This window comes from Kitasatospora sp. NPDC001603 (assembly GCF_040298365.1).
Classification (GTDB): domain Bacteria; phylum Actinomycetota; class Actinomycetes; order Streptomycetales; family Streptomycetaceae; genus Kitasatospora.
Genome location: NZ_JBEPAA010000011.1, coordinates 38,618 through 63,789, shown reverse-complemented (window position 1 = coordinate 63,789; position 25,172 = coordinate 38,618). Strand labels below are relative to the sequence as shown.

The 25,172-nt window shown below is 71.4% G+C and carries 22 protein-coding genes; 15 read left to right on the top strand and 7 right to left on the bottom strand.

Annotated elements, in window-relative coordinates; genetic code table 11:
- Positions 1-161: 161 nt before the first annotated feature.
- Both ABT263_RS10335 and ABT263_RS10330 read left to right on the top strand, forming a co-directional pair.
- Positions 162-950 (top strand): GntR family transcriptional regulator, encoded by a 789-nt coding sequence (locus tag ABT263_RS10335; RefSeq protein ID WP_352289845.1) that lies wholly within the window; start codon positions 162-164, stop codon positions 948-950.
- 2 nt (positions 951-952) lie between these two features.
- Complete coding sequence (locus tag ABT263_RS10330; protein WP_352289666.1) at positions 953-1,711, top strand: glycosyltransferase; 759 nt, start codon at positions 953-955, stop codon at positions 1,709-1,711.
- A gap of 57 nt (positions 1,712-1,768) precedes the next feature.
- Here the strand turns inward: ABT263_RS10330 and ABT263_RS10325 are convergent, their stop codons facing one another.
- From ABT263_RS10325 to ABT263_RS10315, 3 genes are all read right to left on the bottom strand, one after another.
- Positions 1,769-2,341 carry a hypothetical protein gene (locus ABT263_RS10325; protein WP_352289663.1) on the bottom strand — a complete coding sequence of 191 codons (573 nt, stop codon included), beginning with the start codon at positions 2,339-2,341 and terminating at the stop codon, positions 1,769-1,771.
- Between the two features lie 623 nt (positions 2,342-2,964).
- The gene (locus tag ABT263_RS10320) at positions 2,965-4,464 is read right to left on the bottom strand and encodes a P-loop ATPase, Sll1717 family (RefSeq protein ID WP_352289660.1); all 1,500 of its coding nucleotides are present in this window, start codon (positions 4,462-4,464) and stop codon (positions 2,965-2,967) included.
- A 585-nt stretch (positions 4,465-5,049) separates the two neighbouring features.
- The gene (locus ABT263_RS10315) at positions 5,050-5,247 is read right to left on the bottom strand and encodes a helix-turn-helix domain-containing protein (protein ID WP_352289657.1); all 198 of its coding nucleotides are present in this window, start codon (positions 5,245-5,247) and stop codon (positions 5,050-5,052) included.
- Positions 5,248-5,614: 367 nt separating this feature from the next.
- Between ABT263_RS10315 and ABT263_RS10305 the strand changes: the two genes are divergently transcribed.
- The 7 genes from ABT263_RS10305 to ABT263_RS10275 all read left to right on the top strand — a co-directional run bounded on the left by ABT263_RS10305 (position 5,615) and on the right by ABT263_RS10275 (position 15,019).
- On the top strand, positions 5,615-6,361 hold the full coding sequence (locus ABT263_RS10305; protein WP_329487463.1) for a VIT1/CCC1 transporter family protein: 747 nt from the start codon (positions 5,615-5,617) through the stop codon (positions 6,359-6,361).
- Positions 6,362-6,454: 93 nt separating this feature from the next.
- Complete coding sequence (locus ABT263_RS10300; protein ID WP_502885782.1) at positions 6,455-8,983, top strand: ATP-dependent Clp protease ATP-binding subunit; 2,529 nt, start codon at positions 6,455-6,457, stop codon at positions 8,981-8,983.
- 209 nt (positions 8,984-9,192) lie between these two features.
- Positions 9,193-10,434, top strand: a complete 1,242-nt coding sequence (locus ABT263_RS10295; protein ID WP_352289842.1) for a sensor histidine kinase — start codon at positions 9,193-9,195, stop codon at positions 10,432-10,434.
- Complete coding sequence (locus tag ABT263_RS10290; protein ID WP_352289651.1) at positions 10,431-11,108, top strand: response regulator; 678 nt, start codon at positions 10,431-10,433, stop codon at positions 11,106-11,108. Before ABT263_RS10295 ends, ABT263_RS10290 begins: the two co-directional genes overlap by 4 nt.
- A 292-nt stretch (positions 11,109-11,400) precedes the next feature.
- Positions 11,401-11,679 (top strand): SHOCT domain-containing protein, encoded by a 279-nt coding sequence (locus ABT263_RS10285; protein ID WP_352289648.1) that lies wholly within the window; start codon positions 11,401-11,403, stop codon positions 11,677-11,679.
- Entirely contained in the window at positions 11,676-12,431 is a 756-nt protein-coding gene (locus ABT263_RS10280) for an ABC transporter ATP-binding protein (RefSeq protein WP_329487458.1), read from the top strand. The genes ABT263_RS10285 and ABT263_RS10280 overlap by 4 nt, the downstream gene beginning before the upstream one ends.
- Entirely contained in the window at positions 12,428-15,019 is a 2,592-nt protein-coding gene (locus tag ABT263_RS10275; protein ID WP_352289645.1) for an ABC transporter permease, read from the top strand. The genes ABT263_RS10280 and ABT263_RS10275 overlap by 4 nt, the downstream gene beginning before the upstream one ends.
- A 287-nt stretch (positions 15,020-15,306) precedes the next feature.
- Here the strand turns inward: ABT263_RS10275 and ABT263_RS10270 are convergent, their stop codons facing one another.
- From ABT263_RS10270 to ABT263_RS10260, 3 genes are all read right to left on the bottom strand, one after another.
- Entirely contained in the window at positions 15,307-16,185 is an 879-nt protein-coding gene (locus ABT263_RS10270; RefSeq protein WP_352289642.1) for a metallophosphoesterase family protein, read from the bottom strand.
- 289 nt (positions 16,186-16,474) lie between these two features.
- Positions 16,475-16,762 (bottom strand): DUF4190 domain-containing protein, encoded by a 288-nt coding sequence (locus ABT263_RS10265; protein ID WP_352289639.1) that lies wholly within the window; start codon positions 16,760-16,762, stop codon positions 16,475-16,477.
- A 41-nt stretch (positions 16,763-16,803) separates the two neighbouring features.
- Positions 16,804-16,959, bottom strand: coding sequence for a hypothetical protein (locus ABT263_RS10260; protein WP_329487454.1), 156 nt, complete (start codon positions 16,957-16,959; stop codon positions 16,804-16,806).
- Positions 16,960-17,070: 111 nt separating this feature from the next.
- Between ABT263_RS10260 and ABT263_RS10255 the strand changes: the two genes are divergently transcribed.
- The 6 genes from ABT263_RS10255 to ABT263_RS10230 all read left to right on the top strand — a co-directional run bounded on the left by ABT263_RS10255 (position 17,071) and on the right by ABT263_RS10230 (position 24,126).
- Positions 17,071-17,700, top strand: coding sequence for a TetR family transcriptional regulator (locus tag ABT263_RS10255; RefSeq protein WP_352289637.1), 630 nt, complete (start codon positions 17,071-17,073; stop codon positions 17,698-17,700).
- A gap of 284 nt (positions 17,701-17,984) precedes the next feature.
- Complete coding sequence (locus tag ABT263_RS10250) at positions 17,985-18,917, top strand: S1 family peptidase (RefSeq protein WP_352289634.1); 933 nt, start codon at positions 17,985-17,987, stop codon at positions 18,915-18,917.
- 140 nt (positions 18,918-19,057) lie between these two features.
- Complete coding sequence (locus tag ABT263_RS10245) at positions 19,058-20,524, top strand: S28 family serine protease (RefSeq protein WP_352289631.1); 1,467 nt, start codon at positions 19,058-19,060, stop codon at positions 20,522-20,524.
- Between the two features lie 275 nt (positions 20,525-20,799).
- Positions 20,800-21,429: a TetR/AcrR family transcriptional regulator gene (locus ABT263_RS10240; protein WP_352289629.1), complete on the top strand. Its 630-nt coding sequence runs from the start codon at positions 20,800-20,802 to the stop codon at positions 21,427-21,429.
- Positions 21,413-23,167 carry an acyl-CoA dehydrogenase family protein gene (locus ABT263_RS10235; protein WP_352289626.1) on the top strand — a complete coding sequence of 585 codons (1,755 nt, stop codon included), beginning with the start codon at positions 21,413-21,415 and terminating at the stop codon, positions 23,165-23,167. Before ABT263_RS10240 ends, ABT263_RS10235 begins: the two co-directional genes overlap by 17 nt.
- Positions 23,164-24,126, top strand: coding sequence for an amidohydrolase family protein (locus ABT263_RS10230; RefSeq protein WP_352289624.1), 963 nt, complete (start codon positions 23,164-23,166; stop codon positions 24,124-24,126). Before ABT263_RS10235 ends, ABT263_RS10230 begins: the two co-directional genes overlap by 4 nt.
- A 122-nt stretch (positions 24,127-24,248) precedes the next feature.
- Here the strand turns inward: ABT263_RS10230 and ABT263_RS10225 are convergent, their stop codons facing one another.
- A complete protein-coding gene (locus tag ABT263_RS10225; RefSeq protein ID WP_352289621.1) occupies positions 24,249-25,058 on the bottom strand; it encodes an inositol monophosphatase family protein in 810 nt (269 codons plus the stop codon).
- Positions 25,059-25,172 lie beyond the last annotated feature (114 nt).

Below are 25,172 nucleotides of genomic sequence, written 5' to 3'. Positions count from 1 at the left end.
ACGGCAGATGCCGGGTGTCATCAGCACCTCATGAGATCTTGTCTTCAAGTCCTCATTAGGAGTTGCTGTCCCCATGACTATGACGGCTCATCAGCTAGTCGTCAACACCTCTTTAGGACCTAGGATGAGCGGGAGACCTCGACAGGACGGTGACCAGCACCATGGCGAAGCGCTACGAGCAGATCGCGGCCAAGCTCACGGCCCAGATCGACGACGGAACCCTGCCTCCGGGCGAGCGGCTCCCCGCCGAGACTGAGCTGGCCGACATCTACGAGGTGAGCGTCCCGACCGTGCGCCAGGCGGTCGGCGTCCTCCAGAGCCAAGGGCTGGTGGACAAGCAGCACGGCCGGGGCACGTTCGTCCGCCGGCAGCCGACCCCGGTCACGCGCGACAACCTGCGGCACCAGTGGGAGAAGGACCGCGCCCGCGAGTCGGAGGCGGAGCGGCTGAAGACCGGCGCCACCGAGCACGACACCGGGCTCACCGTGAACGATCTCGTGTTCGCGGCCAAGTACGAACAGACGCCGGCGGATGCCGACCTGGCCGCCGCGTTCGGCGTCCCCGAGGGGACCATGCTGCTCCAGCGCACCTACCGCACCCGCTACAGCGAGGAGCGCGCACCGTTCAACGTCGCCCGGTCCTACCTCGTACTCGACATGATCGAGGGGAACCCGGAGCTGCTCCGCGAGGACCGGGAGCCGTGGCCGGGTGGCACGCAGAACCAGCTCTTCAGCGTCGGCATCGAGCTGGACCGCGTCGTGGAGACCTTCCGCGCTCGGCCCCCGACGCCGGAGGAAACCGAAGAACTCGGCCTGCCGATGGGTGTGTCCGTGATCCTCCTCCGGAAGACTTGCATCGACACGACAGACCGCGTGGTCGAGGTCGCCGATGTGGTGCTCCCGGGTGACCGTACCGAAATGGTCTACACAACCAAGCTGAACAGGTGGTGAGCATGACCAACCTCGTTACCGTCATCACGGCCGTCCACGGCCCGAGCGCCGAGTATCTGGCGGATGCCTACAAGTCCTTGCTGGAGCAGGATCTGCCGGAAGGGTGGGACTGGCAGTGGGTGATCCAGGAAGACAGCGAGACGGACGACGTCGCCCCGCACGTCCCGGACGACGCTCGGATCAGCTTCGGCCAGGGCCGGCACGGGCGGGCGGGCATGGCGCGCACGATGGGGCTGTCCCGGGCCACCGGGCAGTTCGTGAAGGTGCTCGACGCCGACGACATGCTTCCGCCGGGGACGCTGGCCCGGGATCTTGCTGTGCTCACCAGCCGGCCGGACGTGGCGTGGACGACTTCCCGCGTGCTCGACCTGTTGCCGGACGGCAGCACGGTGGGCTTCGACCAGGACCCGCCGGCCGGACCGGTCGAGCGCTGCGAGGTGCTGGAGCACTGGAAGGCCCATGACTTCCGTGCTCAGGTGCACCCGGCGACGCTGTGCGTGCGACGGGACCTGCTGCTCGCGCTCGGGGGATGGATGGCACTGCCGGCGTCCGAGGACACTGGGCTACTGCTGGCACTCAACGCCGTCAGCCGCGGGTGGTTCATCGAGGAGACCGGACTCCTGTACCGGAAGTGGCCCGGACAGAGCACCCACCAGGCGGCGCACAGCCAGGAGGTGGAGCGGGCGGCCCGGATGGCGGTCGTCCAGGCCCGGGCGGAGGCGCTCTTGGCACTGAAGAACTGGCGGATCGACGCCGGTTGAGCGTGACGCGGCAAGACCGGCCCCGGCAGATCGCTGGGGCCGTTTTTGCTGCCCGAGTCAGGCCCGGTCGGTCGACTCGCCGGCGGCCCGGGCGCCAGGCAGCAGCAGCCCACGAGCGGTGTGCCGGTCACCCTCGAAGCGGCCCCCGACACCAAGGTCGGCGCGAGCGGCCTCATGGAACCGGTTGATCGCCTTGAACGCTTCGGTGTGCAAGGCTCGCCAGTCAGCAAGAGTGCCGTCGACCATCCCGCGGGCCTGCCAGCCGATCGCTGCAAGGGTCTCCTGGATCGCGTGAGCTGCCTCGATCACCTCGTCGCCGGCGAGCAGCATGACCCGTTCGAAGGCCTTGGCCTGGTCCCCGCCAGCCTCGGTCAGCTCCATCGACAGCTCGTGTTCAGTACGAGGCATCTGCCGGATCTCTTCCCGGACTTCGTACAAGAGGACCGAGATGTGGATCGTGGTCCGGACCTGCCCGACGTAGTCGGCGTAGGCGTCCAGCTTCTTCTCGTCCCAGCGGAGCCGCAGCGCGTCCTTGCGCCTGCTTCGCTCCATCAGGCTGTTCGTCAGGTATGTCGTGAGCCCACCGAGAACCACGGCCGCGATGGTCACAAGCTGGGTGATCGTATCCATGTCCCCCGCGCAGGATGGTGAAGAACCGTCAGTTCAGAGCTTGCCGATCATAGGCGGCCAGCGGGCCCAGGAGCAGGGGAGGGGGAGGTGAGAGGGGGTGGGTGAAGGGGAGGAGGGATGCGTAAAACTCTTCTCTACGGGTTCAAGGGCGCGCACAGCGCGCCAGCGCGCGGCCCTGCCGCTCGCCGCCGCTCCTGTCTGCGCCCCGCGACGGCGGCGGCCGGCCGCGCCAGGCGGGAGGACATGGGTACAGGTCACTACCGGCCGTGGCTGGTGACGGGCGGCTCCACGGTTTTACCCACCTGCCAGGACCGGGACCCGCGTCGAGCAAGACCGGGGGGCCACTCGGCCAAATTGCAGTCAGGCCCAAAAGCCCTGACCGAGTCGCAACAGCTTACGGCCCCCCGATCATGCTCGACCCCAGACCAGCCAGGACACCGGCCAAAACCGCTCCGCCGCCCGCGAGAGTACGCTTATCCACCCTGCTCATTGGGCAGTGCGCGTTGAGATTCCATCTCCTGGCATTTGGCTCGAGTTCGGAGGATTGGGATTTAGTGAAACTAGAGACCACGCCCGGTTGATCCAGCTCCCCCGCTGAACGTGATCTACGTGATTGATTCAAACTACCTCTGGCGACCACCCCCACTAGATGCCCGCTGTCGAGGCCGGTTCATCCCGCGAGTAAGCGCATTATGCAAAACTATTTCTTGATTCAAGTCGAGTCGCGCTCGGGGGTTCTGGTAAATGAAATTAAGGTACGGATTTGAGTGTGTTGACGTGGAATTTGCGATCGCACCGATTCGATGCATCTGATGCAAGGCGACAACTAGATCCAGATCTCGGTACCTCCTGTCCGCAGACGCTGCTGACCGAAGGGTGGACGCAAAGAATCTGTTCCCATTTAGGGTGTGTAGTAAGTCCATAAACTTTGGTGTCCATATTCGACCGAGCGCAAGGAATAGCCCGGAGCGAACCTCATCTACGAAGTATGCTGCTGCATAGTCCTTTGCGCCTTCCACGACCCCTCTGGAGACTGGCAATCCTCTGGTGGGGGAATGGTGGGCAATATAGCTCAGAAGCTTAAGGTAATCGCGGGGGGTGTATCTGGTGTATGACATCAGATAAGAATCTATCTCTTCCCCCTTGCGGCCATACCAGACCTCTCTTGGCAGGTATTCCTCGACCAGATTAGCAACCTTCCGGCCGGCACCCACCGAGGCCTTGTGCTCGGCAAGGTCAAACAGGTGGCTATCCTGTGGTTGCCGTGAACTAGGGAACCAGTCAAGTATGACGGATGAACCGTCAAGCAGCTTTCGTGCGTCAGGAATATCGAGACCGAAGTAGAGATCGCTCCGACATGACACGGCTATTCTTGCGGCACTTCCACATTCGTGGAATATGTTACTGAGACTGTTTGCTGCAATCATCAGCCCGGTCAATATTTGCCAGCGGGCGGTGTCATCTTCACCTATGGTGAGGCTATCCAGCCCATCCACGAAAAGGAAGTGAAGACTGTCTGTCTCGAAGTTTGCCACTAGTCGCTTGATTGCATCGGTGACCGCATAGAAAGGATATGAATTACTGATGCGCTCGAATGAAACTCCTGCTTCAAGCCCTGGAGGGTGCGCCTTTAGATCGACGTGCGCCAGCTTGAAGACGGTGTCGCGAATATTGTCGACAGGCAATAGGTGTCTACCCTTTAGGGCGTCAACAGTTACCTTGAAGTTTCTGTCCCTATGGCCGGGGGCGCCTTGATCCTTCTCTAGTGACGCCATAAACTCCAAGAGTAGCAGGTAGCTCCAAATTGCAGGCACCCGAGATTGGGCTGTTTCTCCACCGACATCGATGCCTGCTAGGTCGATGAACGGGAATTCATTGAGATTTATTTTACGAACGAACCAATTGGGATTCTGCTGAGACCTGAGTCTAATGTGCTCCAATATTGCAGACTTGCCCGCTCCTTTGGGGCCGAGGATCATCCATATATTCCCCTTCTCTATTTCTCTGCAAATATTGAATGGGTCATAGAATCCCGACAGGAGTAGCTCGGGAAAGCGTGAAGCCTCCCTTTCTGCCGACTCCAGCCCAAACTTCAGATCGTGAAATGGTAAGGTGTTCATCATTTCCGCCACTCTCTGTAGGTGGCGATTGTGCGGAGTGTGCAGCTATCCTTCTATAAGTCAAGCGTAGGAGCGTTGCGCCCGCGTGTCAGCTGGTCGTGGCCGCACGGCCTGTGGTCGCCATTCGCAATGCGTTGTGTGCCGTGTAGGGCTTCGCCATGGTTGCGGCTGCAACAGTAGAGCAGCGGAGTGCAGCGGCCATGGCGGCGAGAGCTGACTGCTGGCCGCCACCGCCTGGGAGGCCGGGATCGGAGGCCTCCCGCTCGCCCTGGCGGGTTGGCTTGAGGAATGGCCCCGTGCCACAGGCGTGCCAGAACGGGCGGTACGTGGCAGTGAATCGCGGGCGCCAGCGGTGCGGAGGAGGGCGGGCGGCCAGAGCGGGTGGGCCGCAGGTCAGCGCCAGGGTCGCACGCCAAGCCTTACAAAGCAGATGTCGGCGGTTCGAAACCGTCCGCGCCCACCAGCCCGAATGCCCCGGACCGATCATGGTCCGGGGCATTTGACATCTCGGACCGACATCAGTGACGACGCTTGAGCAGTCGGTCCATGTTCCCGAGCGCCTCGCGCTGGGTGTCCTGGGCCACGTGATCAGGTGAGGTTGGCGGGAAGAGTCCGGACTCGCCCGCCCTTCCCATGGCGTACATCGAGAGCGCCGGCCCCTTCCAGCTGCGCGAGCGCGCGCCGGACGGTTTCCCGAGCGGCACCAGTCCTCTGGGCGAGTCGAGTGTCTGAGCGATCGCGGTGAGTTGGTCGAGCACCGGTACCTTGGGCTCGGCGCCAGGACATCGAGCGCGCGCTTCACCGTGGTGCGGGCGACGGAGTACTCCTCCACCAGCGCGGCTTCAGAGGGAAGCGACGTCATCGTAGAGTCCCTGCCAGAGGGCCTTTCTGGTCGCCGGTGCAGATGTCGCCCACCGGCCGGCCCGCGGAGTCGACAGCGGCATGGACCTTGCTGCTCAACCCGCCCCGGGAGCGGCCGAGTCCGGCTCTCGCGGCCAGTCCGGACGACTCATGGTGGGCCCGGACGATCGTCGGCCCAGGTCGGGACGGTTGTCCTGGTCTGGGCCGCAGGCGTTTGCGGGGAGGGGGCGGGTGGGCGGATTGATCATCGGGGGAGCGGGTAGCCCCGGGGCATGATCGGAGGTGATCGCTGATGGGCGGACAGACTTCGGCCGAGGTGGCCGGGGAGGCTGACGGGCCGGCGCAGGGTGAGAGTCGGGCCGAGCTGTCGTCGCGGCTGAACTGGTTGCGGGCGGCCGTGCTCGGGGCCAATGACGGTGTGGTCTCGACGGCGGGAATCGTGACCGGTGTCGCCGGGGCGTCGGGTTCGCGGACGGCTCTGGTGGTGGCGGGGGTGGCGGGTCTGCTGGCCGGGGCGATGTCGATGGCGGCCGGGGAGTACGTCTCGGTCAGCACGCAACGGGACACCGAGCAGGCCGCGTTGGCGAAGGAGCGGCGCGAGCTGGCGGAGGATCCGGAGGGGGAGCTGGACGAGTTGACCGACTTCTTCCGGGGTGCCGGGCTCGATGACGGTCTGGCCCGTCGGGTGGCCGTGGAGCTCACCGAGCGGGACGCGCTGGCGGCGCACGCGCACACCGAGCTGGGGATCGACCCGGAGGCGCTCACCAACCCCTGGCAGGCGGCGTTCGCGAGCGCCGCCGCGTTCACGCTGGGGGCGCTGGTGCCGTTGCTCGCCGTGCTGTTGCCGCCGGAGTCCTGGCGGCTGGGCGTGACGGTGGCGGCCGTCCTGCTGGCGCTCACCGCGTCGGGCTGGGTGAGCGCCCGGCTGGGCGGCGCGGGGCCGCTGCGGGCGGTGCTGCGGAACGTGGCGGGCGGCTCGCTGGCGATGGTCGTCACCTACAGCGGCGGTGTCCTGCTCGACCGGGTGACGGGCGGCTGACCGGCACCTGACCGGCGTCCGAGCGGGTGCGGGGCCAGGGAGGCTGTGTTTGTGTGAGCGCAGACTGCTTGGGAGAGGTGAACCACGGTGACCATGCCCCCGTTCGGATCGAGCGATCCGTTCTCCGACCTGCTCAGCCGGTTCTTCGGCATGAGTCCGACGGCCTCCCCGCCCGCCGTGCAGCGGGTGCCGATCGGGCGGCTGCTGAGCGAGTCCTCGCAGGAGCTGCTGGCGCTCGCCGCGCAACGCGCCACCGAGGACGGGAGCAGCGACCTCGACACCGCTCATCTGGTCTGGGCCGCCACCAAGGTGGAGGCCTCGCGGCGGATGCTGGAGCGTGCCGGCATCGACCCCGAGCAGCTCGCCGAGGACCTGGGCAGGGAACTGCCCTCCGGGGGCGGGGCGCAGACGCCGGGCGGCCGCCCGGCGCTCACGCCGTCCGCCAAGCGCGCGCTGCTCGCCGCGCACGCCCGTTCCCAGGAGGCCGGCGCGTCGTACATCGGGCCGGAGCACATCCTCGGCGCGCTGCTGGACGAGGAGCGCTCCGGCGCCGGCACGGCGCTGCGCAACGCGGCGCCCTCGCCGGAAGCGCTGCGCACGGTGATGGAAGGGCGCGGGTCGGGTGGTGAGCGCAGCGGCACCGGCACGCGCCCGAGCCAGACGCCCACGCTGGACGAGTACGGCCGGGACCTGACCGAGGAGGCGCGGGCGGGCAGGCTGGATCCGGTGGTCGGCCGGGCCGAGGAGATCGAGCAGACCGTCGAGATCCTCTCCCGCCGGACCAAGAACAACCCGGTGCTGATCGGCGAACCCGGCGTCGGCAAGACCGCCATCGTGGAGGGTCTGGCGCAGCGGATCGTCTCCGGGGACGTGCCGCAGAGCCTGCGCGAGAAGCGGGTGGTCGCCCTCGACCTCACCGGGCTGGTGGCGGGTTCCAAGTACCGGGGCGAGTTCGAGGAACGGTTGAAGAGCGTGATCGACGAGGTCACGGCGGCCGAGAAGAGCGTGATCCTCTTCCTGGACGAGCTGCACACCGTGGTCGGCGCGGGCGGTGGCGGCGAGGGTTCGATGGACGCGGGCAACATCCTCAAGCCGGCGCTGGCCCGCGGCGAACTGAGCGTGGTGGGCGCCACCACCCTCGACGAGTACCGCAAGCATGTGGAGAAGGACGCCGCGTTGGAGCGCCGCTTCCAGCCGGTGCTGGTGCCGGAGCCGAGCGTCGAGGAGACGGTCGAGATCCTGCACGGGCTGCGTGACGCCTACGAGGCGCACCACCAGGTGCGGTTCACCGACGAGGCGCTGGACGCCGCCGCGAGCCTCTCCGACCGCTACGTGAGCGACCGCTTCCTGCCCGACAAGGCGATCGACCTGCTGGACCAGGCCGGTGCGCGGGTGCGGCTGCGCAGTCTGAGCGGCTCCACCGAGGCGATGCCGGTGCAGGACCGGATCACCAAGCTGCGCCGGGAGCTGGAGGAGGCCGTCGCGGACGAGGAGTTCGTGCGGGCCGCCAACCTCAAGACCGAGCTGCGGCAGACCGAGGACGAGCTGGCCGCGGTCAGGGAGTCGCGCGAGGAGGTCGTCGCGGTCACCGCGGAGGACATCGCGCAGGTGCTCTCGGGCCGGACGGGCATCCCGGTCGCGGAGCTGAACGCGACCGAGCGCGAGCGGCTGCTCCAGCTGGAGGAACACCTGCACCGGAAGGTGATCGGGCAGGACCAGGCCGTCACGGCGGTCGCCCAGGCGGTGCGGCGCGGCCGGGCCGGGATGGGTGACCCGGAACGGCCGACCGGGTCCTTCCTGTTCCTCGGGCCGACCGGCGTCGGCAAGACCGAACTCGCGAAGGCGCTGGCCGAGCTGCTGTTCGGTGACCCGGACCGCATGATCCGCTTCGACATGAGCGAGTTCCAGGAGAAGCACACCGTCTCCCGGCTGGTCGGCTCGCCGCCCGGGTACGTCGGCTACGACGAGGCGGGGCAGCTCACCGAGGCGGTCCGCCGCAAGCCGTACAGCGTGCTGCTCTTCGACGAGGTGGAGAAGGCGCATCCGGACGTCTTCAACCTGCTGCTCCAGGTGCTGGACGACGGGCGGCTGACGGACGCCCAGGGGCGTACGGTCGACTTCCGCAACACCGTGGTGATCATGACCAGCAACATCGGCTCCCAGCGGATCCTGGAGCACGCGGGCGACGTGGACGAGATCAGCGACGACCTGATGGGGGACCTGCGGACGCACTTCCGGCCGGAGTTCCTCAACCGGATCGACGAGGTGATCGTCTTCCACGCGCTCTCCCGCAAGGACCTCCTCAAGGTGGTCGACCTGATGCTGGAGCGGAGCCGGCGCCGGCTGAAGGCGCAGAACATCGACCTGGAGATCACCGACGGGGCCAAGGAGTGGCTGGTCAACCGGGGCTACCAGCCGGAGTTCGGGGCGCGGCCGCTGCGCCGCACCATCCAGTCCGAGCTGGACAACCGGATCTCCAACCTGCTGCTGGACGGCACGGTCCGGGAGGGGGACACGCTGATCGCGGAGGTGGACGGGGGCGAGCTGGTGGTGGCGCTGGCCCGGCCGGAGCCCTCGGCGAAGGCGGAGGACGCCTGGGCGAAGGCCGCCGATCCGCAGTAGCGGTGCGGTCGGCTTTGTTGGTGCGGACCAGGTCGGAGCGGTCAGCGAGGTTCGGGCGTACTCCCGCGGGAGTACGCCCGAACGCCACCCCGGGGTGACGCGGTGGGCCGGGCCCGGGGTCTAGCCTTCCGGGCATGACGCCGCGTACACCCAAGCCGTCGCGGGCGCACCCCGGGCTGTCGTCGTCGGAGGAGCCGCCCGTGTCGGGAATGCCCCCCGGGGCGGGAGAACATCCCGAGCCGGGGTCCGCCATGCCCGAGGGCGGGCGGGCCGAGCCCTGGCGCCCGCCGTGGGTGCGGGCGGCGAAGGCCGGCTGGCCGGTCGCCACCGCGCTGGTCGTCGCGGCGGTGCAGGTGGTGGGGTCCACGGCGGCCGCCGGCCACCAGAGCGGGCGGGTCCAGCTGGACCCGTTCGGCTACCTGCTGCTGCTCCTCGGGCCGGCGTTGCTGGTGCTGCGCCGCCGGTGGCCGGTGGCGGCGGTGGCGGGGAGCTCGGCCGTCACGGTGCTGTACCTGGCCGCCGGCTATCCGTACGGGCCGGTCTTCGCCAGCTGGGTGATCGCCTGCTGCGTGGCGGTCGCCTCCGGGCACCGGCAGGCCGCCTGGGCGGGCCTCGGCGGGGTCTACCTCGCCCATGTGCTGATCACCTTCGTGGTGCCGGCCGACTGGCTGCGCACGGAGCCGCAGCAGATCGCCTGGTGGCAGGAGCTCGGGCTGGTGGCCTGGCTGCTGCTGGTGCTGTCGGTGGCCGAGATCGTCCGGTTCCGGCGGGAGCAGCTCGCCGCCCACCGGGAGTACCGCCAGCAGCAGGAGCAGCGCCGGGCCGACGAGGAACGGCTGCGGATGGCGCGCGAGTTGCACGACATCCTGGCGCACAGCCTGTCGCTGATCACGGTCCAGGCCGGGGTCGCGCTGGAACTGATCGACAGCAGGCCGGAGCAGGCCCGTACGGCGCTCACGACGATCAAGGCGACCAGCAAGGAGGCCCTCGGCGAGGTCCGCCAGGTGCTGGGGACGCTGCGCGGGCCGGGTACGGCCGCGCCGCGCGGTCCGGCGCCCGGGCTGGCCCGGCTCGACGAGCTGACCGAGCAGGCGCAGCGGGCCGGGCTGGCCGTCGAGGTGCGCGAGACGGGTGACCGGCGCGCACCGGCCGCCGGCGTCGACCTCACGGCGTTCCGGATCGTCCAGGAGGCGTTGACCAACGTGATCCGGCACTCGGTGGCCCGGCGGGCCACGGTCGGTCTGGACTGGTCGGACCCGACCGCGCTGGTCGTCACGGTCGACGACCCCGGTCCGGCCGCGGTCGGCGACGCGGGTGGCACCGGCAGCGGGCTCATCGGCATGCGGGAGCGGGCCGCCGCGTTCGGCGGCGCCATCACGGCGGGACCGCTGGTCGGCGGCGGCTTCCGGGTCCGGGCGACGCTGCCCACGACCGGGGCGGAGGACGAGTGATCCGGGTACTGCTGGCGGACGACCAGTTGCTGGTGCGGGCGGGCTTCCGGGCGCTGCTCGACCAGCAGGACGATCTCACGGTGGTCGGTGAGGCGGACGACGGCGACGCCGCCGTGCGGCTCGCCCGCGAACTCCGCCCGGACGTCGTCCTGATGGACATCCGGATGCCCCGCACGGACGGGCTGGAGGCGACCCGGCGGATCGCCGCCGAGCCGGCCCTGACCGAGGTGCGGGTGGTCGTGCTGACCACCTTCGAGCTGGACGAGTACGTCTTCGAGGCCCTGCGATCGGGGGCGGCCGGCTTCTTGGTCAAGGACACCGAGCCGGCCGAGCTGCTGCGTGCCGTCCGGGTCGCGGCCGCGGGGGACGCGCTGCTCTCGCCGGGGGTGACGCGCCGTCTGATCGGCGAGTTCGCCGCCCGCTCCAAGGCGCCGGAGCAGACCCCGGCGGGGCTCTCGGACGTCTCGGCGCTCACCGAGCGGGAGCGGGAGGTGCTGGCGCTGGTGGGTCTGGGGCTGTCCAACGCGGACATCGCCCGCCGACTGGTGGTCAGCCCGCTGACCGCCAAGACGCACGTCAGCCGGGCAATGGTGAAGCTCGGCGTGCGGGACCGGGCGCAACTCGTCGTGCTGGCCTACGAGTCGGGGCTGGTCCGGCCCGGCTGGCTGGGCTGAGGACGGCTTCCGGCGGGCGGGCGGTGGCCCGGGTCTGGACTACGTCCCGGCCCGGGCCTGCTCGTATGCCCTGGGCCGTCCCGCACGCCCGGGGCCGGCACGTCGTACACCCCCTCCCCGCGCCTGTCCGCTACTTCCCACGCGCGGCTGCCGGGCCGTCCGTACTCCCCCGGGAGTACTTCAACGGCCGCTGCCCGGAGGACGCGGAAGCAGGCTCCCCGGCGGGACGCTCTAGGTGTTTCGGGACGCACCCCGAAGCGGCTGAAGCCCACCGCCGAGGAGATGAACCACCATGTACACGCTGCTGGCCGACCACGACGGGCATTGGCCCGGCCCCTGGATCCTGCTGATCCCGCTCGCCTGGGCCGCCGTGGTGTTCCTTGTGATCGTCGTGCTGCGCCGGACGGTCTGGCGCCGCGGCTGCGGCGGCGGGGCGGACCACCCGCTGGCCGTCCTCGGCCGCCGGTACGCCGAGGGCGCCATCGACGCGGAGGAGTACCGCGCCAAGCGGGCCGTCCTCACCGAGAGCCGGCGCGGGCGCGAGCAGGGCCGAGGGGGCGCGGGGAAGTGAGCACACTCGATGTCGTACGCGACACCGCCGCGCGGGTCGTCGACGCCGTGAAGGTCTACGGCGTCGGCGACACCGTCGTCCGGGCGCTGGACCACGTCACGGTCGACTTCCCGGCCGGGGGGTTCACCGCGATCATGGGGCCGTCCGGTTCGGGCAAGTCCACCCTGATGCACTGCGCGGCGGGCCTCGACACCCTCACCGCGGGCCGGGCCTACATCGGCGGTACCGAGCTCGGCCCGCTCGGCGACCGGCGCCTCACCCTGCTGCGCCGGGAGCGGATCGGCTTCGTCTTCCAGGCGTTCAACCTGGTACCCACACTGACCGTCCGGGAGAACATCACCCTTCCGCTCGACCTGGCCGGCGCCGCACCCGACCGGGGCTGGCTGGACGCGCTGATCGACATCGTCGGCCTCGGCGACCGGCTGCACCACCGCCCGAGCGAACTCTCCGGCGGCCAGCAGCAGCGCGTCGCCGTGGCCCGGGCGCTCGCCGGGCGGCCCCAGGTGGTCTTCGCCGACGAGCCGACCGGCAACCTCGACTCCCGCACCGGCGGCGAGGTGCTCGGCCTGCTGCGCCGGGCGGTCGACGAGATGGGGCAGGCCGTCGTCATGGTCACCCACGACCCGACCGCGGCCGGCTACGCCGACCAGGCCCTGTTCCTCGCCGACGGCCGGCTGGTCGACCGGATGGAACAGCCGAGCGCCGACCGGGTGCTGGACCGGATGAAGGCCTTCGAACGGGGGCGGTCATGAGTTCCACGACGGCCGCCGCGACCGCCGCCGCCCGGCTCAGCCTGCGCTCCCTGGGAGCGCACAAGCGGCGCCTGGTCGGCACCTTCCTCTCGATCCTGCTCGGGGTCGCCTTCCTGGCCGGGACGATGGTGCTCGGCGACACCCTGCGCTCCAACTTCGACACGCTGTTCGCCGACGCCAACGCCGGTACCGACGCCGTGGTGCGCAGTGCCGACGTCCTGGACTCCCCCGGGACACCCGGAGGTGTCCGGGCACCCGTCGACACGGCGCTCACCGAGCGGCTGCGGGCCGTCCCCGGGGTGGCCGCCGCCGAGGCGTCGGTCCAGGGCGCCGGCCAACTGGTCGGCAGTGACGGCAAGCCGGTCGGCGGGCAGGGGCCGCCGACCCTGGCCGGGAACTGGCTCACCGACAGCCGGCTCAACCCGTACCGGCTCGCCGAGGGACACCCGCCGCAGGCGCCCGGCGAGGCCGTGGTCAACCGCGGTGCGGCGAAGGCCGGCGGGCTGCACGTCGGCTCCACCACCGTGCTGCGCACCCCCGACCCGGTGACCGTCACCGTCGTCGGCATCGCCACCTTCGGGGACAGCGCGGACGGGATGGGTCCGAGTACCTTCACCGCACTCACCCTGGCTGACGCCGAACGCCACCTCACCCCCAAGGGCGCCGGTCAGGCCGGCTCGATCCAGGTCCGGGCGGCGGACGGGATCTCCCAGCAGGAGCTGGTGACGAGGATCGCCCCGGAGCTGCCCGGCGGGGTGGAGGCGATCACCGGTACGGCGGCCACCCAGGAGAGCACCGCGATGGTCTCGGGGCGGTTCCTGACGATGTTCACCACCCTGCTGCTGGTCTTCGCCGGGATCGCCCTGCTGGTCGCGACCTTCACCATCCACAACACCTTCGCGATCGTGGTCGCCCAGCGGACGAGGGAGAACGCCCTGCTGCGGGCGCTCGGGGCGGTGCGGGGCCAAGTGCTGGGGGCGACCCTGGCGGAGGCGCTGGTCGTCGGTGCGCTCGCTTCGCTCGGCGGGCTGCTCGCCGGGATCGGCGTGGCCGCAGGGCTCAAGGCACTGTTCTCGGCACTCGGCTTCTCGCTGCCGACGGGCGGCATGGTGATCAGTACGGCCGCGGTCGTCCTGCCACTCCTCGTGGGCACGCTGGTCGCGGTGGGCTCGGCGCTCCTGCCCGCCGTCCGGGCCGGGCGCACCCCGCCGCTGGCGGCGCTGCGCGAGACGGGAGTGGACCGGGCGGCCGAGGGGTGGTCCGGCAGGGCCCGGGTCGGGCTCGGCGGGCTGCTGGTCGCGGCGGGTGTCCCGGTCACCGTTCTCGGCGCGACGGACGGGCCGTCGGTCGCCCTGACCACCGCGGGTGGGCTGGCCGTCCTGGCCGGCGTGGTGGTGCTCGGTCCGGTCGCCGCGGCACTCGCCGTCCGGGCGCTGGGCGCGCCGCTGCCACGGCTACGCGGGGTGTCCGGCACGCTCGCCCGGCGCAACGCGGCCCGCAACCCGCGCCGCACGGCGGCCACGGCGAGTGCCCTGATGATCGGCGTCGCGGTGGTCACGCTGTTCACGGTGTTCGGCGCCTCGGTCAAGGCCACCCTGGATTCCACGGTGAGCTCGTTCTTCGCCGGTGACCTCGCCGTCACCGCGCCCTCCTTCGGTGCGGGCGGCAGCGGGGTCAGCCCCAAGCTGGCGGACGCGCTCGCCCAACTGCCGGAGGTGCGGCAGACGGTGGGCCTCGGCCGGGGCGTGGCGCGGATCGACGGTCACGGGCGGGTACTGGACGTCACCGACCCGGCGCGACTGGCCGGGATCGTCGACCTCGGCCGCGTCGACGGCGCCCTCGACGCGCTCGGCACCGACGGCCTGGCGGTGGCTCGCAGCGAGGCGGAGCAGCGCGGCTGGCAGCTCGGCCAGAGCGTGACCGTCGCCTTCACGGACGGCGCGAGCGGCCCCTTCACGATCCGCGCCCTGTACGACGAGAGCGGTCTGGCCGGGGACTACCTGATCACCCGCCAGGCCTGGGCGCCGCACCGCGGGCAGGACGCGGACACCATGGTCGCCGTCGGGCTCAAGGGTTCGGTGCCGCTCGCTGCGGGCCGGGCCGCCGTCGAGAAGGCCGCCGCCCCCTTCGGGAACCCACAGGTGCAGGACCGGGCGCAGTACGCGGCGAGCGCGGCCGGCGGGGTCGACATGATGCTCTCGGTGGTCTACGCGCTGCTGGCCCTGGCGGTGCTGATCGCCCTGCTCGGCATCGCCAACACCCTGACCCTCGCCCTGCACGAGCGGACCAGGGAGCTGGGGCTGCTCCGGGCGGTCGGCCAGACCAGGGCGCAGCTGCGGGGCATGGTGCGCTGGGAGTCCGTCCTGGTGGCGGCTTTCGGGACGGTCGGCGGGCTCGGTCTCGGGGCGTTCCTCGGCTGGGCGCTGGTGCGGGCCTCGGACAGTGCCGGGACGGGCTCGTTCGCGATCCCGCCGGGACAGCTCGCGGTGGTGCTGGTGGCCGGACTGGCGGCGGGCGCGGTCGCGGGCCTGCGCCCGGCAGGCCGGGCGGCGCGGCTCGACATCCTCAGGGCGATCGCGACGGAATGAGGAGGTGCGGAATGCAGAGGCGCGGGGTGGCAGGACGACGAGGTGACGGCCGTCGAGACGGCGGCCGGGTGAGCGCAGGGTGGGTGAGCGCAGGGTGGGTGAGCCGGCGGGGCGTCACGCGCCGTGGGCCCACCCAGCCCACCTGGCCCACCGGCCACCGGTCCGAGCCGGCGCCGACGCGGGCTCGGTCACCCCGGCCCGACCGGCACCCTGTCCAGCGGGCACCGGGGTCGGCCCGGTGCCCGGCCGGGCGGATCCAGCCCGACCGGGTCCGGCGCTCGGTCGAGCTAGGGGAACACCTGACGCAGCAGCGGGTCCGGCAGGCCGCGGCGGCGCCACTCGCGGGGGTAGCCCAGCGAGACCTCCTCGAAGCGGACGCCGTCGTAGCTGGTCACCCGAGGGATGTGCAGGTGCCCGTAGATCATCGCGGCGGTGTTGAAGCGCCGGTGCCAGTCCGCCGTCAGCTCGGTGCCGCACCACTGGGCGAACTCCGGGTACCAGAGGATCTCGGTGGGCTGGCGGACCAGCGGGTAGTGGTTGACCAGGACCAGCGGCAGCTCCGGGTCGCAGGCTGCCAGGCGCTTCTCGGTGAGCCGAACGCGCTCGCGGCACCAGGAGTCGCGGTCGGGGAACGGGTCCGGGTGGAGCATCCGCTCGTCCGAGCAGACCACGCCGCTGTTGTACGCGGCTTCCAGGGACTCCTTCTTGGTGGTCGTACCGGGAGCCCGGAAGGTGTAGTCGTACAGCAGGAACAGCGGCGCGATGGCGACCGGTCCGCCGGCGCCTTCCCAGACCGGGTACGGGTCCTCGGGAGTGACGACACCGAGTCGGCGGCAGAGGTCCACCAGGTACTCGTAGCGGGCGACGCCCCGCAGCTGCACCGGGTCGTCGGGGTGGGTCCAGAGCTCGTGGTTGCCGGGGGCCCAGATGACCCGGGCGAAGCGCTCGGCGAGCAGGCTCAGGGACCACTCGATGGTGGTGCTGATCTCGGCGATGTCACCGGCGACGATCAGCCAGTCGTCGGGCGAGTCGGGTTGCAGCTTCGCCACCAGGTCGCGGTTCTCCTGGTAGGAGACGTGCAGATCGCTGACGGCGAGCAGCCGGCCGGCCCGTCCGGGGCCTCCCGTCCGCCCCGACTGCGCGTCACTCTGGTACTCGGTCGTCACTCCAGCCCCCATGTCGTCACCCGGCCGATGCCGCCACAGTACGGGGACGGACGGGCTTCGCGCCGCAGGTTGGCTGGATCAGTCGTTCGAGCGGCTCGGTTCCGCCGTTGGGACGAGGGTGACCAGAGTGACCGAAGTGACCGAAGTGACCGAAGTGACCGGAGAGGCCAGGGCGGCCAGGGCATCCAGGGCGTTCGAGGGCCGAGGGGGCCGCCAGAAGGCCGGAGCCGCCAGGACGTCGGAGCCGCTGGGCCGCTGGGCCGCCAGGGCGGCGTGACCCGCGCCGAGGTCAGTCGCCGATCTGCCAGAGCACGCCGTGGCTGGTGGCGGTGGTTACGGCGAGGATGACCAGCGCGGCGATGCCGAGGGCGATGCCGAGCAGGGCGCGCCCGCGGCGGTGAGTGCCCCGGACGAGGGCGAGCGTGCCGAGGGTGATGGCCAGGGGGCCGAGAACGATGTTGAAGAGCAGCAGGCCCGGCAGGCCGAGCAGGAAGGAGGCGACGGCCAGGTTGTCGACCTCGGCGGTGCGGTGGCGCCGAACAGCGGCGCCGGTGCTGGTGGCGGTGGCGGTGTTCATGACGGCGGGTGTCCTTCCGGGACGGTGGTGTGGCGAGAGGGTCAGCGCTGACGCAGGCGGGCGATGCCCTCGCGGGCGCCGAACGCGAGCAGCCAGGCGGCGATGGCAGCGGCGGCGGTGAGGAAGACCGGGAGCGTGGTGTGCGCGGCGGCGCCGATGAGGACGCCCATGGCGACCAGGGCGGTGAGCAGGATCATGGCGGTCCCTTCCGGCGGCTTCCACCGCCTTGGGTTTACAAGTGTTCGCTGAATCCGCTGTCACTCTACGCGGGCTGGCCATCTTCGGCAAACGATTGTTTACTGAATGGCGTGAGTCACACCGTTGGGGCCAGACAGGCCCAGAAGCAGCAGAGTCGGCGCGCGTTGCTGGACGCGGGGCTGCGCCTGCTGGCCGATCAGAACCTCGCGAGCGTCGGCGTCCGCGAGGTCACCCGGGAGGCGGGGCTCTCGCCGGCCGCCTTCTACCGGCACTTCCCGGACCTCGCCGCCCTCGGGGTGGCCCTGGTCGAGGAGTCGCTCGCCAGCCTCCATGTGATGATCCGTTCCGTACTCGCCGGTGCGGGCGGGTCCGACGAGCTGATCGACCGGACGGTGGACGTCATCGAGCAGCATGTGCGTGACCACCGGCCGCACGTCCGCTTCCTGGCGCGCGAGCGGCACGGGGGAGTGCGGCAGGTGCGGGAGGCGATCGACGTCGAACTCGGGCGCTTCGCCACGGAGGTGGGTGCGGCGCTCGCCCTCCAACCGGTGTCGCAGGGGTGGAGTGAGGAGGATCTGCGGATGCTTGCCGAGCTGTACGTCGACCACATGGTCTCCACGGCCGCCGCCCTCCTGGAGGCGCAGGAGGTCGACCCGGCGCGCGAACGGCACATCGCCGCCACCGCCCGGCTGCAGCTGCGTCTGATCAGCCTCGGTCGCCGCCACTGGCAGGGCGGCTGACGGTCACCCTGCCCGGCGGGGCCGCGGCCCCGCCCGGGGCGCGCCGCCCGGCACCGCCCGCGCGCCGGGCTCGGTCCCGCGCCCCCACTGTCGCGCCCCACCGCCGCGCCCCACTCCCGCCGCCCCACTCCCGCCGCTCCGCGCCCTGCTCCCCGCCCCGCTCCCCGTCCCGCTCCTCGGCCCCCCCGAGGCCTCCCTCCATCTGACCTCTCCTCGTGGTGGACTCTTGACAACTCGTCATGTCCGCGCCAGTTTTGGTGCACCCCCACAACGAGAGGTCTCTCATGAAGAAGCCGCTCATAGGCACGTTCGCCGCGCTCCTGTTCGCCGGGGCGACCGCCCTGGCCGGCGCCCCCGCCGCCGTCGCCTCGTCGCCCGCGGACGCGCGGACCGCCCCCGCGGCCGCGGCCGAGGCACAGGTCGCCGCCCAGACCCTGGCTGACCCCCAGCTCCAGGCACCGTCCCAGGACCAGCAGGCCCGGGCTGCCGTGAACTTCGCCGGGACGGTGGCGCTCAGCAACTGTTCCGGTTCGCTCGTCCGGCTCCCGGCCTCCGCCGCGACGGACCCGGCGCTCATCCTCTCCAACGGCCACTGCCTGGAGACCGGGTTCCCCGGCCCCGGCCAGGTGGTCGTCAACCAGTCCTCCAGCCGCACGTTCTCGCTGCTCAACGGCACCGGCTCCAAGGTCGCCACGCTGCGCGCGAACAAGGTGGTCTACGGCACGATGACCGACACCGACGTGTCGATCTACCAGCTGAACACCACCTATGCCGCGATCCAGTCGAGCTACGGCATCGCCCCGCTGACCATCTCCGCGAGCCACCCGGTGCAGGGCACCTCCATCAAGGTCGTCTCCGGGTACTGGAAGAAGACCTACTCGTGCTCGGTCGACGGCTTCGTCTACCGGCTCAAGGAGGGCTCCTGGACCTGGAAGGACTCGGTCCGTTACACCTCCAGCTGCAACACGATCGGCGGTACCTCCGGCTCCCCGGTGATCGACACCAGCACCGGCCAGGTCGTCGCCGTGAACAACACGGGTAACGAGGACGGCGAGCGCTGCACGGACAACAACCCGTGCGAGGTCGACCAGAACGGTGTGGTGACCGTCCGCCAGGGCATCAACTACGCCCAGGAGACCTACGGCATCCCGGCCTGCTTCGCCGCCGGGAACCGCCTCGACCTCACCCGGGCCGGCTGCACCCTGCCGCGCCCCTGATCAGCACATCTTTCCCCGGTGGGCCATCCGCGATCCCGCGGGTGGCCCACTCGGCCGTCTACCGGACGGCCGATCGTCCGGCAGTCGGGCGCCGATTGCCGGAGAGTGTCGAACAGTTCCATTGACCCGATGGAGAGTTGATGTCCACCAAGCTCAGAAGGCTGCTGGTCGCCGTTCTGCTGATGCCGCTGCTCGGCCTCGGTCTGGCGACGCCCGCCCTGGCGGCCGGCGCCGACGCGTCGGCCGGCCCGGTCTCGGCCGCGGACAACCCCGCGGCCGACATCAAGGACCGCCTGGCCGCGATCCCGGGGATGACCGTCACCGAGGAGAAGCCGACCACCACCGGTCACCGCTACTTCCTGCTCACCTACACCCAGCCGATCGACCACCTCCGCCCCTGGCTGGGCACCTTCCAGCAGCGGCTGAGCGTGCTGCACCGGGGGTACGACCGCCCGACCGTCTTCTACACCAACGGCTACACGCTCGGCACCAACCCCTCGCGCACCGAGCCGACCCGGCTGACCGACGGCAACCAGGTCTCGATCGAGTACCGCTACTTCTCGCCGTCCCGCCCGGAGCCGGCCGACTGGACGAAGGCCGGCATCGAGCAGGCCGCCACCGACTCGCACCGGATCATCACCGCGCTGAAGCGCGTCTACCACCGCGCGTGGCTGTCGACCGGGGCCAGCAAGGGCGGTATGTCCTCGACCTACCACCGCCGCTTCTTCCCGGACGACGTGGACGGCACCATCGCGTACGTCGCGCCGAACGACGTCGACAACCGCGAGGACTCCGCCTACACCGAGTTCTTCCGGACCGTGGGCACCCCGGAGTGCCGGGCCACGCTCGCCGCCGCGCAGCGCGAGCTGCTCGTCCGCCGCGACCGCCTGGAGGCCCGCTACGTGGCCGACAACGCGGCGGCCGGCTCCACCTTCGCCACCACGGGCAGCGCCGACCGGGCCTACGAGGCGGGCGTGCTCGACGTCGTCTGGGCGTTCTGGCAGTACAGCACCGAGGCGGACTGCGCCGACGTCCCGGTGGCGGCCACCGCCACCGACGACCAGCTGTACGCGTGGTTCGACACCCAGTCCGGCATCACCGGCAACAGCGACCAGTCGCTCGCCCGGTACACCGCGTACTACTACCAGGCGGGCACCCAGCTGGGGTCGCCGTCCTTCGACGTCTCGCACCTGAAGGGCCTGCAGCACTACGACTACAAGGAGCTGTACTCGCCGCGCACGTACGTGCCGAAGAACATCCCGATGCGCTTCGACGCGTCCGCGATGCGCGACATCGACCGCTGGGTGAAGCACTCCGCCGAGCGGATGATCTTCGTCTACGGCCAGAACGACCCGTGGGGCGCCGAGCCGTTCCGGCTGGGCCGGGGCAGTGAGGACAGCTACGTCTACACCGTGGCCGGCGGCAACCACGGGTCCAACATCGGCAAGCTGAAGGCCGACGAGTCGGTCCAGGCCACCGCCAAGGTGCTGGAGTGGGCCGGCCTGGCCGACCCGGCCGCCGCAAAGTCCCTCGCGCAGTCCCACCAGATCCCGCCCTTCGGGCCGCTGGACGAGGAAGGCCTCAAGCTGGAGCACCACCGGCTGTAACGCGCCACGGCTCTAACGCGCCACGGCTGTAACGCTGTAACGCGCCACGGCTATCCCGCGTCGCCGGCCTTCGCGCATCACCGAGTGTCACGCGTGAGCCGACCGACCCACCGGGGCCACCCGTCGCCATCGCGACGGGTGGCCCTTCGGCGTCCCCGCCCGCTGCGGAACCTCCGCCGAACGCGGAATCCTCCCCGGACGCAAGCCCCCCGCCGGACGCGGAGAACGCCGCGCGCCCCCTCCCCGAAGCAATGAATCGGTGCTTCAATACTTTCATGGCCTATCGACGCACCCCTGCCGTACAAGCCCGACTGGACGCCCAGCGCGAGGCGGTTCTGCAGGCTGCGGTCGGATTGCTGGCCGAGCGCGGCTACGGCGGCTGCTCGATGGCCGCCGTCGCGGACCGTGCCGGGATCGCCACCGGCAGCCTCTACCAGCACTTCGCCAACAAGGCCGAGCTGTCGGTCGAGCTGTTCCGCCGGGTGGTCAACCGCGAGATCGCCGCGGTGACCTCGGCCGTCGCCCGCCACGAGACCCCGAAGCGGCGGATCGCCGCCGTGGTCGAGACCTTCGCCGCCCGCGCCCTGCGGGCGCCCAGGCTCGCCCACGTACTGCTGGTCGAGCCGGCCGACGCCGTCGTGGACGCCGAACGGCTGGTGTTCCGGCGGGCGTTCCGCGATGTGATCGCCACCGAGATCGCCACCGCCGTGGCGGCCGGCCAACTGCCCCGGCAGGACCCGGAGCTGACCGCGGCTGCCCTGGTCGGCGCGGTGGGCGAGGCACTGGCCGGTCCGCTCGCCGCGGCCCACGCACCCGTTTCCGGGGACACCCCGCCCGAGGTGGTCCCCGCCCTGGTCTCCTTCACCCTGCGTGCCCTGGGAGGACGCGATGACAGCGACGCCTGACACGACCACGCCCGACACGACCACGCCCGACACCACCGCACCCGACGTGACCGCGCCCGACGTGACCGCACCCACTCCGGTGGCCCCCGCTCCGGTGTACGCGCCCTCCCGGACGCACGAGGTCACCAACCAGGTGCCGCTGCCGTACGGGCACGACACCGCCGCCGACCCGACCCTGCTCGCAGGCCTGCACCGGGCCGGCGCGGGCTGGGCCGAGGCCGAGCTGCACGAGCTCGGCCGGCTGGCCGGCTCCGAACAGGCCGCCGACTGGGGGCGGTTGGCCAATGAGAACCCGCCCGTGCTGCGCACGCACGACCGGTTCGGTCACCGGATCGACGAGGTCGAGTTCCACCCGTACTGGCACGAGCTGATGCGCACCGCCGTCGGCCACGGTCTGCACGCCACGCCCTGGCGGGACGGCCGGCCGGGCGCGCACTCCGCCCGCGCCGCCAAGTTCTTCGTCTGGGGCCAGGTCGAGGCCGGTCACACCTGCCCGATCTCGATGACCTACGCCGCCGTCCCCGCCCTGCGCGCGAACCCGGCGCTGGCTGCCGAGTTGGAGCCGCTGCTGGCCGCGACCGAGTACGACTTCGGGCTGCGCGAGCCGCACGGCAAGCGCGGACTGATCGCCGGCATGTCGATGACCGAGAAGCAGGGCGGCTCGGACGTCCGCACCAACACCACGACCGCCGCTCCGCAGGCGGACGGCACCTACCGGCTGACCGGCCACAAGTGGTTCACCTCGGCGCCGATGTCGGACCTCTTCCTGACGCTCGCCCAGGCGCCGGGCGGGCTGAGCTGCTTCATGCTGCCCCGCGTCCTGCCGGACGGCACCCGCAACCGCCTCCACCTCCAGCGGCTCAAGGACAAGCTGGGCAACAAGTCCAACGCCTCCGCCGAGCTCGAGTACGACGGCGCGGTCGGCTGGCTGGTGGGGGAGGAGGGCCGGGGGGTCCGGACCATCATCGAGATGGTCAACATGACCCGTCTCGACTGCACCGTAGGCGCCGCCTCCGGCATGCGCCTGGGGGCCACCCGGGCGGTCCAGCACGCCCTGCACCGGCGGGCGTTCGGCAAGGCGCTGGTCGACCAGCCGCTGATGCGCAATGTGCTCGCTGACCTGGTGGTGGAGTCCGAGGCGGCCACCGTCGTGGCGATGCGCCTCGCCGAGGCCACCGACCGGGCGCTGGCGGGGGACGGGACCGAGGCGCTGGTGCGCCGGCTGGGGCTGGCCGTCGCCAAGTACTGGGTCTGCAAGCGCGGTCCGGCGCACGCCGCCGAGGCACTGGAGTGCCTGGGCGGCAACGGCTACGTCGAGGAGTCCGGGATGCCCCGGCTCTACCGCGAGGCGCCGCTGGTCTCGATCTGGGAGGGCTCCGGCAACGTCGCCGCCCTGGACGCGCTGCGCGCCATGGCCAAGCACCCGGAGACCGTCGAGGCCTTCCTCGGCGAGCTGGACGCCGCCGCCGGCGCGGACCGCCGGCTGGACGCCGCCGTCGCCGAACTCCGCAAGCAGCTCACCGATCTGAGCGATCTGGAGTACCGGACGCGCCGACTGGTCGAGGCGATGGCGCTGGCCTTCCAGGGATCGCTGCTGGTCCGCCACGGCGACCCGGCGGTGGCCGACGCCTTCTGCGCCTCCCGCCTCGGCGGCGACCACGGCGCGGCCTTCGGCACCCTGCCCGCCGGTCTCGACGCCGGGGCGATCATCGACCGCGCCCGCCCGGTGCCCGCATGAGCGCGGACGACGCGGCCGAGACCGCCGCGACCGCCGAGGCGGACACGGCGACCGAGGCAGACAAGGCAACCAAAGTGGACGAGGCCGCTGCGGTCCGCGGCTTCTGGCAGGCGCTCGGCCTCCCCGGCCTGATCGACGTGCACACCCACTTCATGCCGAAGAACGTCCTCGACAAGGTGTGGGCGTACTTCGACCTGGCGGGTCCGCTCGTCAACCGGCCCTGGCCGATCACCTACCGCGTCGCCGAGGCCGAACGGGTCGAGCGGCTGCGGGAGTTCGGCGTCCGGGCGTTCACCTCCATGCTGTACCCGCACAAGCCCGGGATGGCGGCCTGGCTGAACGCCTGGGCCGCCGACTTCGCCGCCCGCACCCCGGACTGCCTGCACACCGCGACCTTCTTCGCCGAACCCGAGGCGCCCGGTTACGTGGCGCGGGCGGTCGAGGACGGCGCCCGGGTGTTCAAGGCGCACCTCCAGGTCGGCGGTTACGACCCGACGGACCGCCGGCTGGACGCGGTCTGGGGGCTGCTGGCCGAGACCGGTACGCCGGTGGTCACCCACTGCGGATCCGGGCCGGTGGCGGGCAAGTTCACCGGCCCCGGCCCGATCGGCGAGGTCCTGGACCGGCACCCGGGGCTGGTCCTGGTGGTCGCCCACCTCGGCATGTCCGAGTACCGGGACTTCCTCGACCTCGCCGAGCGCCACCCGTCCGTCCGGCTGGACACCACCATGGCGTTCACCGACTTCGTCGAGGCCGACGACCCGTTCCCGCGCAGCGAACTGCCCCGCCTGCGCGCGCTCCAGGACCGCGTCCTGCTCGGCAGCGACTTCCCCAACATCCCGTACCGGTACCTCCACCAGCTGGAGGCGCTGGCCGGGCTGGGGCTGGGGGAGGAGTGGCTGCGGGCGGTCTGCCACGACAACGCGGCCGCACTCTTCGGGCTCACCCCGAAGGGCTGACCCTGGCGTGCCGACCAGTGGCGGGCCGCCCGGCGGCAGGCAGGCCCTGGCCCACCCCGCCCGGTGCCCGGCCGGGCCGCCCGGTGCCAGGCCGGCCCGGCCGGGCACCCACCACGCCCCGGTCACCGCACGGTCCGCAGCACCTCCACCAGGGCCGGGTGCAGCCCGGGCGCGGCGGCGAGGAAGCTGTCCGAGCCGGGCGTCCAGGCCGCCCCGGCGGCGTCCGTCACCGTCGCGCCCGCCTCGGCCGCGATCAGGGCGCCCGGCAGCAGGTTGCCCACGTCCGCCCCGTACTCCCAGAACAGCGTCAGGTGTCCGGAGCCGACCTGGGCGACCTGCAAGGAGGTCGGGCCGAGGCAGCGGACCGCCAGGACCGAGCCCAGCACCGCCGTGAGCGACTCGCCCGCGCGGCGCAGCGCCACCGGGTCCGCGGCCACTAGCGGCGGTTGCGCCGTCCCGGCGACGGCCACCGCCGGGTCGCGCTCCAGCGGTGCGGCGGGCCGCCCGTCCAGTTCGGCGCCGCCGCCGCGGACCGCGCGGTACGTCCGCCCGCCGAGCTCGGGGGTGTGCACCACGGCCAGCACCGCGACGCCGTCCCGGACCAGCGTGGCGGTGACCGCCCACGGCTGCTGGCCGAGCAGGTACTGCACGGCGCCGTCGGTCGCGTCGCAGAGCCACCACTCGCCCTCGGCCGCTACCGTGCCCGCCGGTTCGTCGCTCACCCAGCCGGCCTGCGGACGCAGCGCGCCCAGCCGGGCCCGCAGCCGGGCGGCGACCGGGTCGTCCGACTCGGCGAAGCGCGCGGTCAGTTCCCCGAGCGTCCGCCCGGGGGTGGGTCCGGCCGGCCGCGCCGCCGCCAGCTCCGCGCCGACCGCCCGCACCGCCGCCTCGACCCCGGGCAGCAGCTCCCTGAGCGCCCGTACCTCGTCCATGGCCGTCCTCCGATCCGCCGCGGGCCGGGAGGGGGTCCCCCGGCCGTCGGGTACCAGGAGTACCGTCGGTGCTGCCGAACAGGACGGACAGCCGGGCGGTTCCGGCGGAGATCG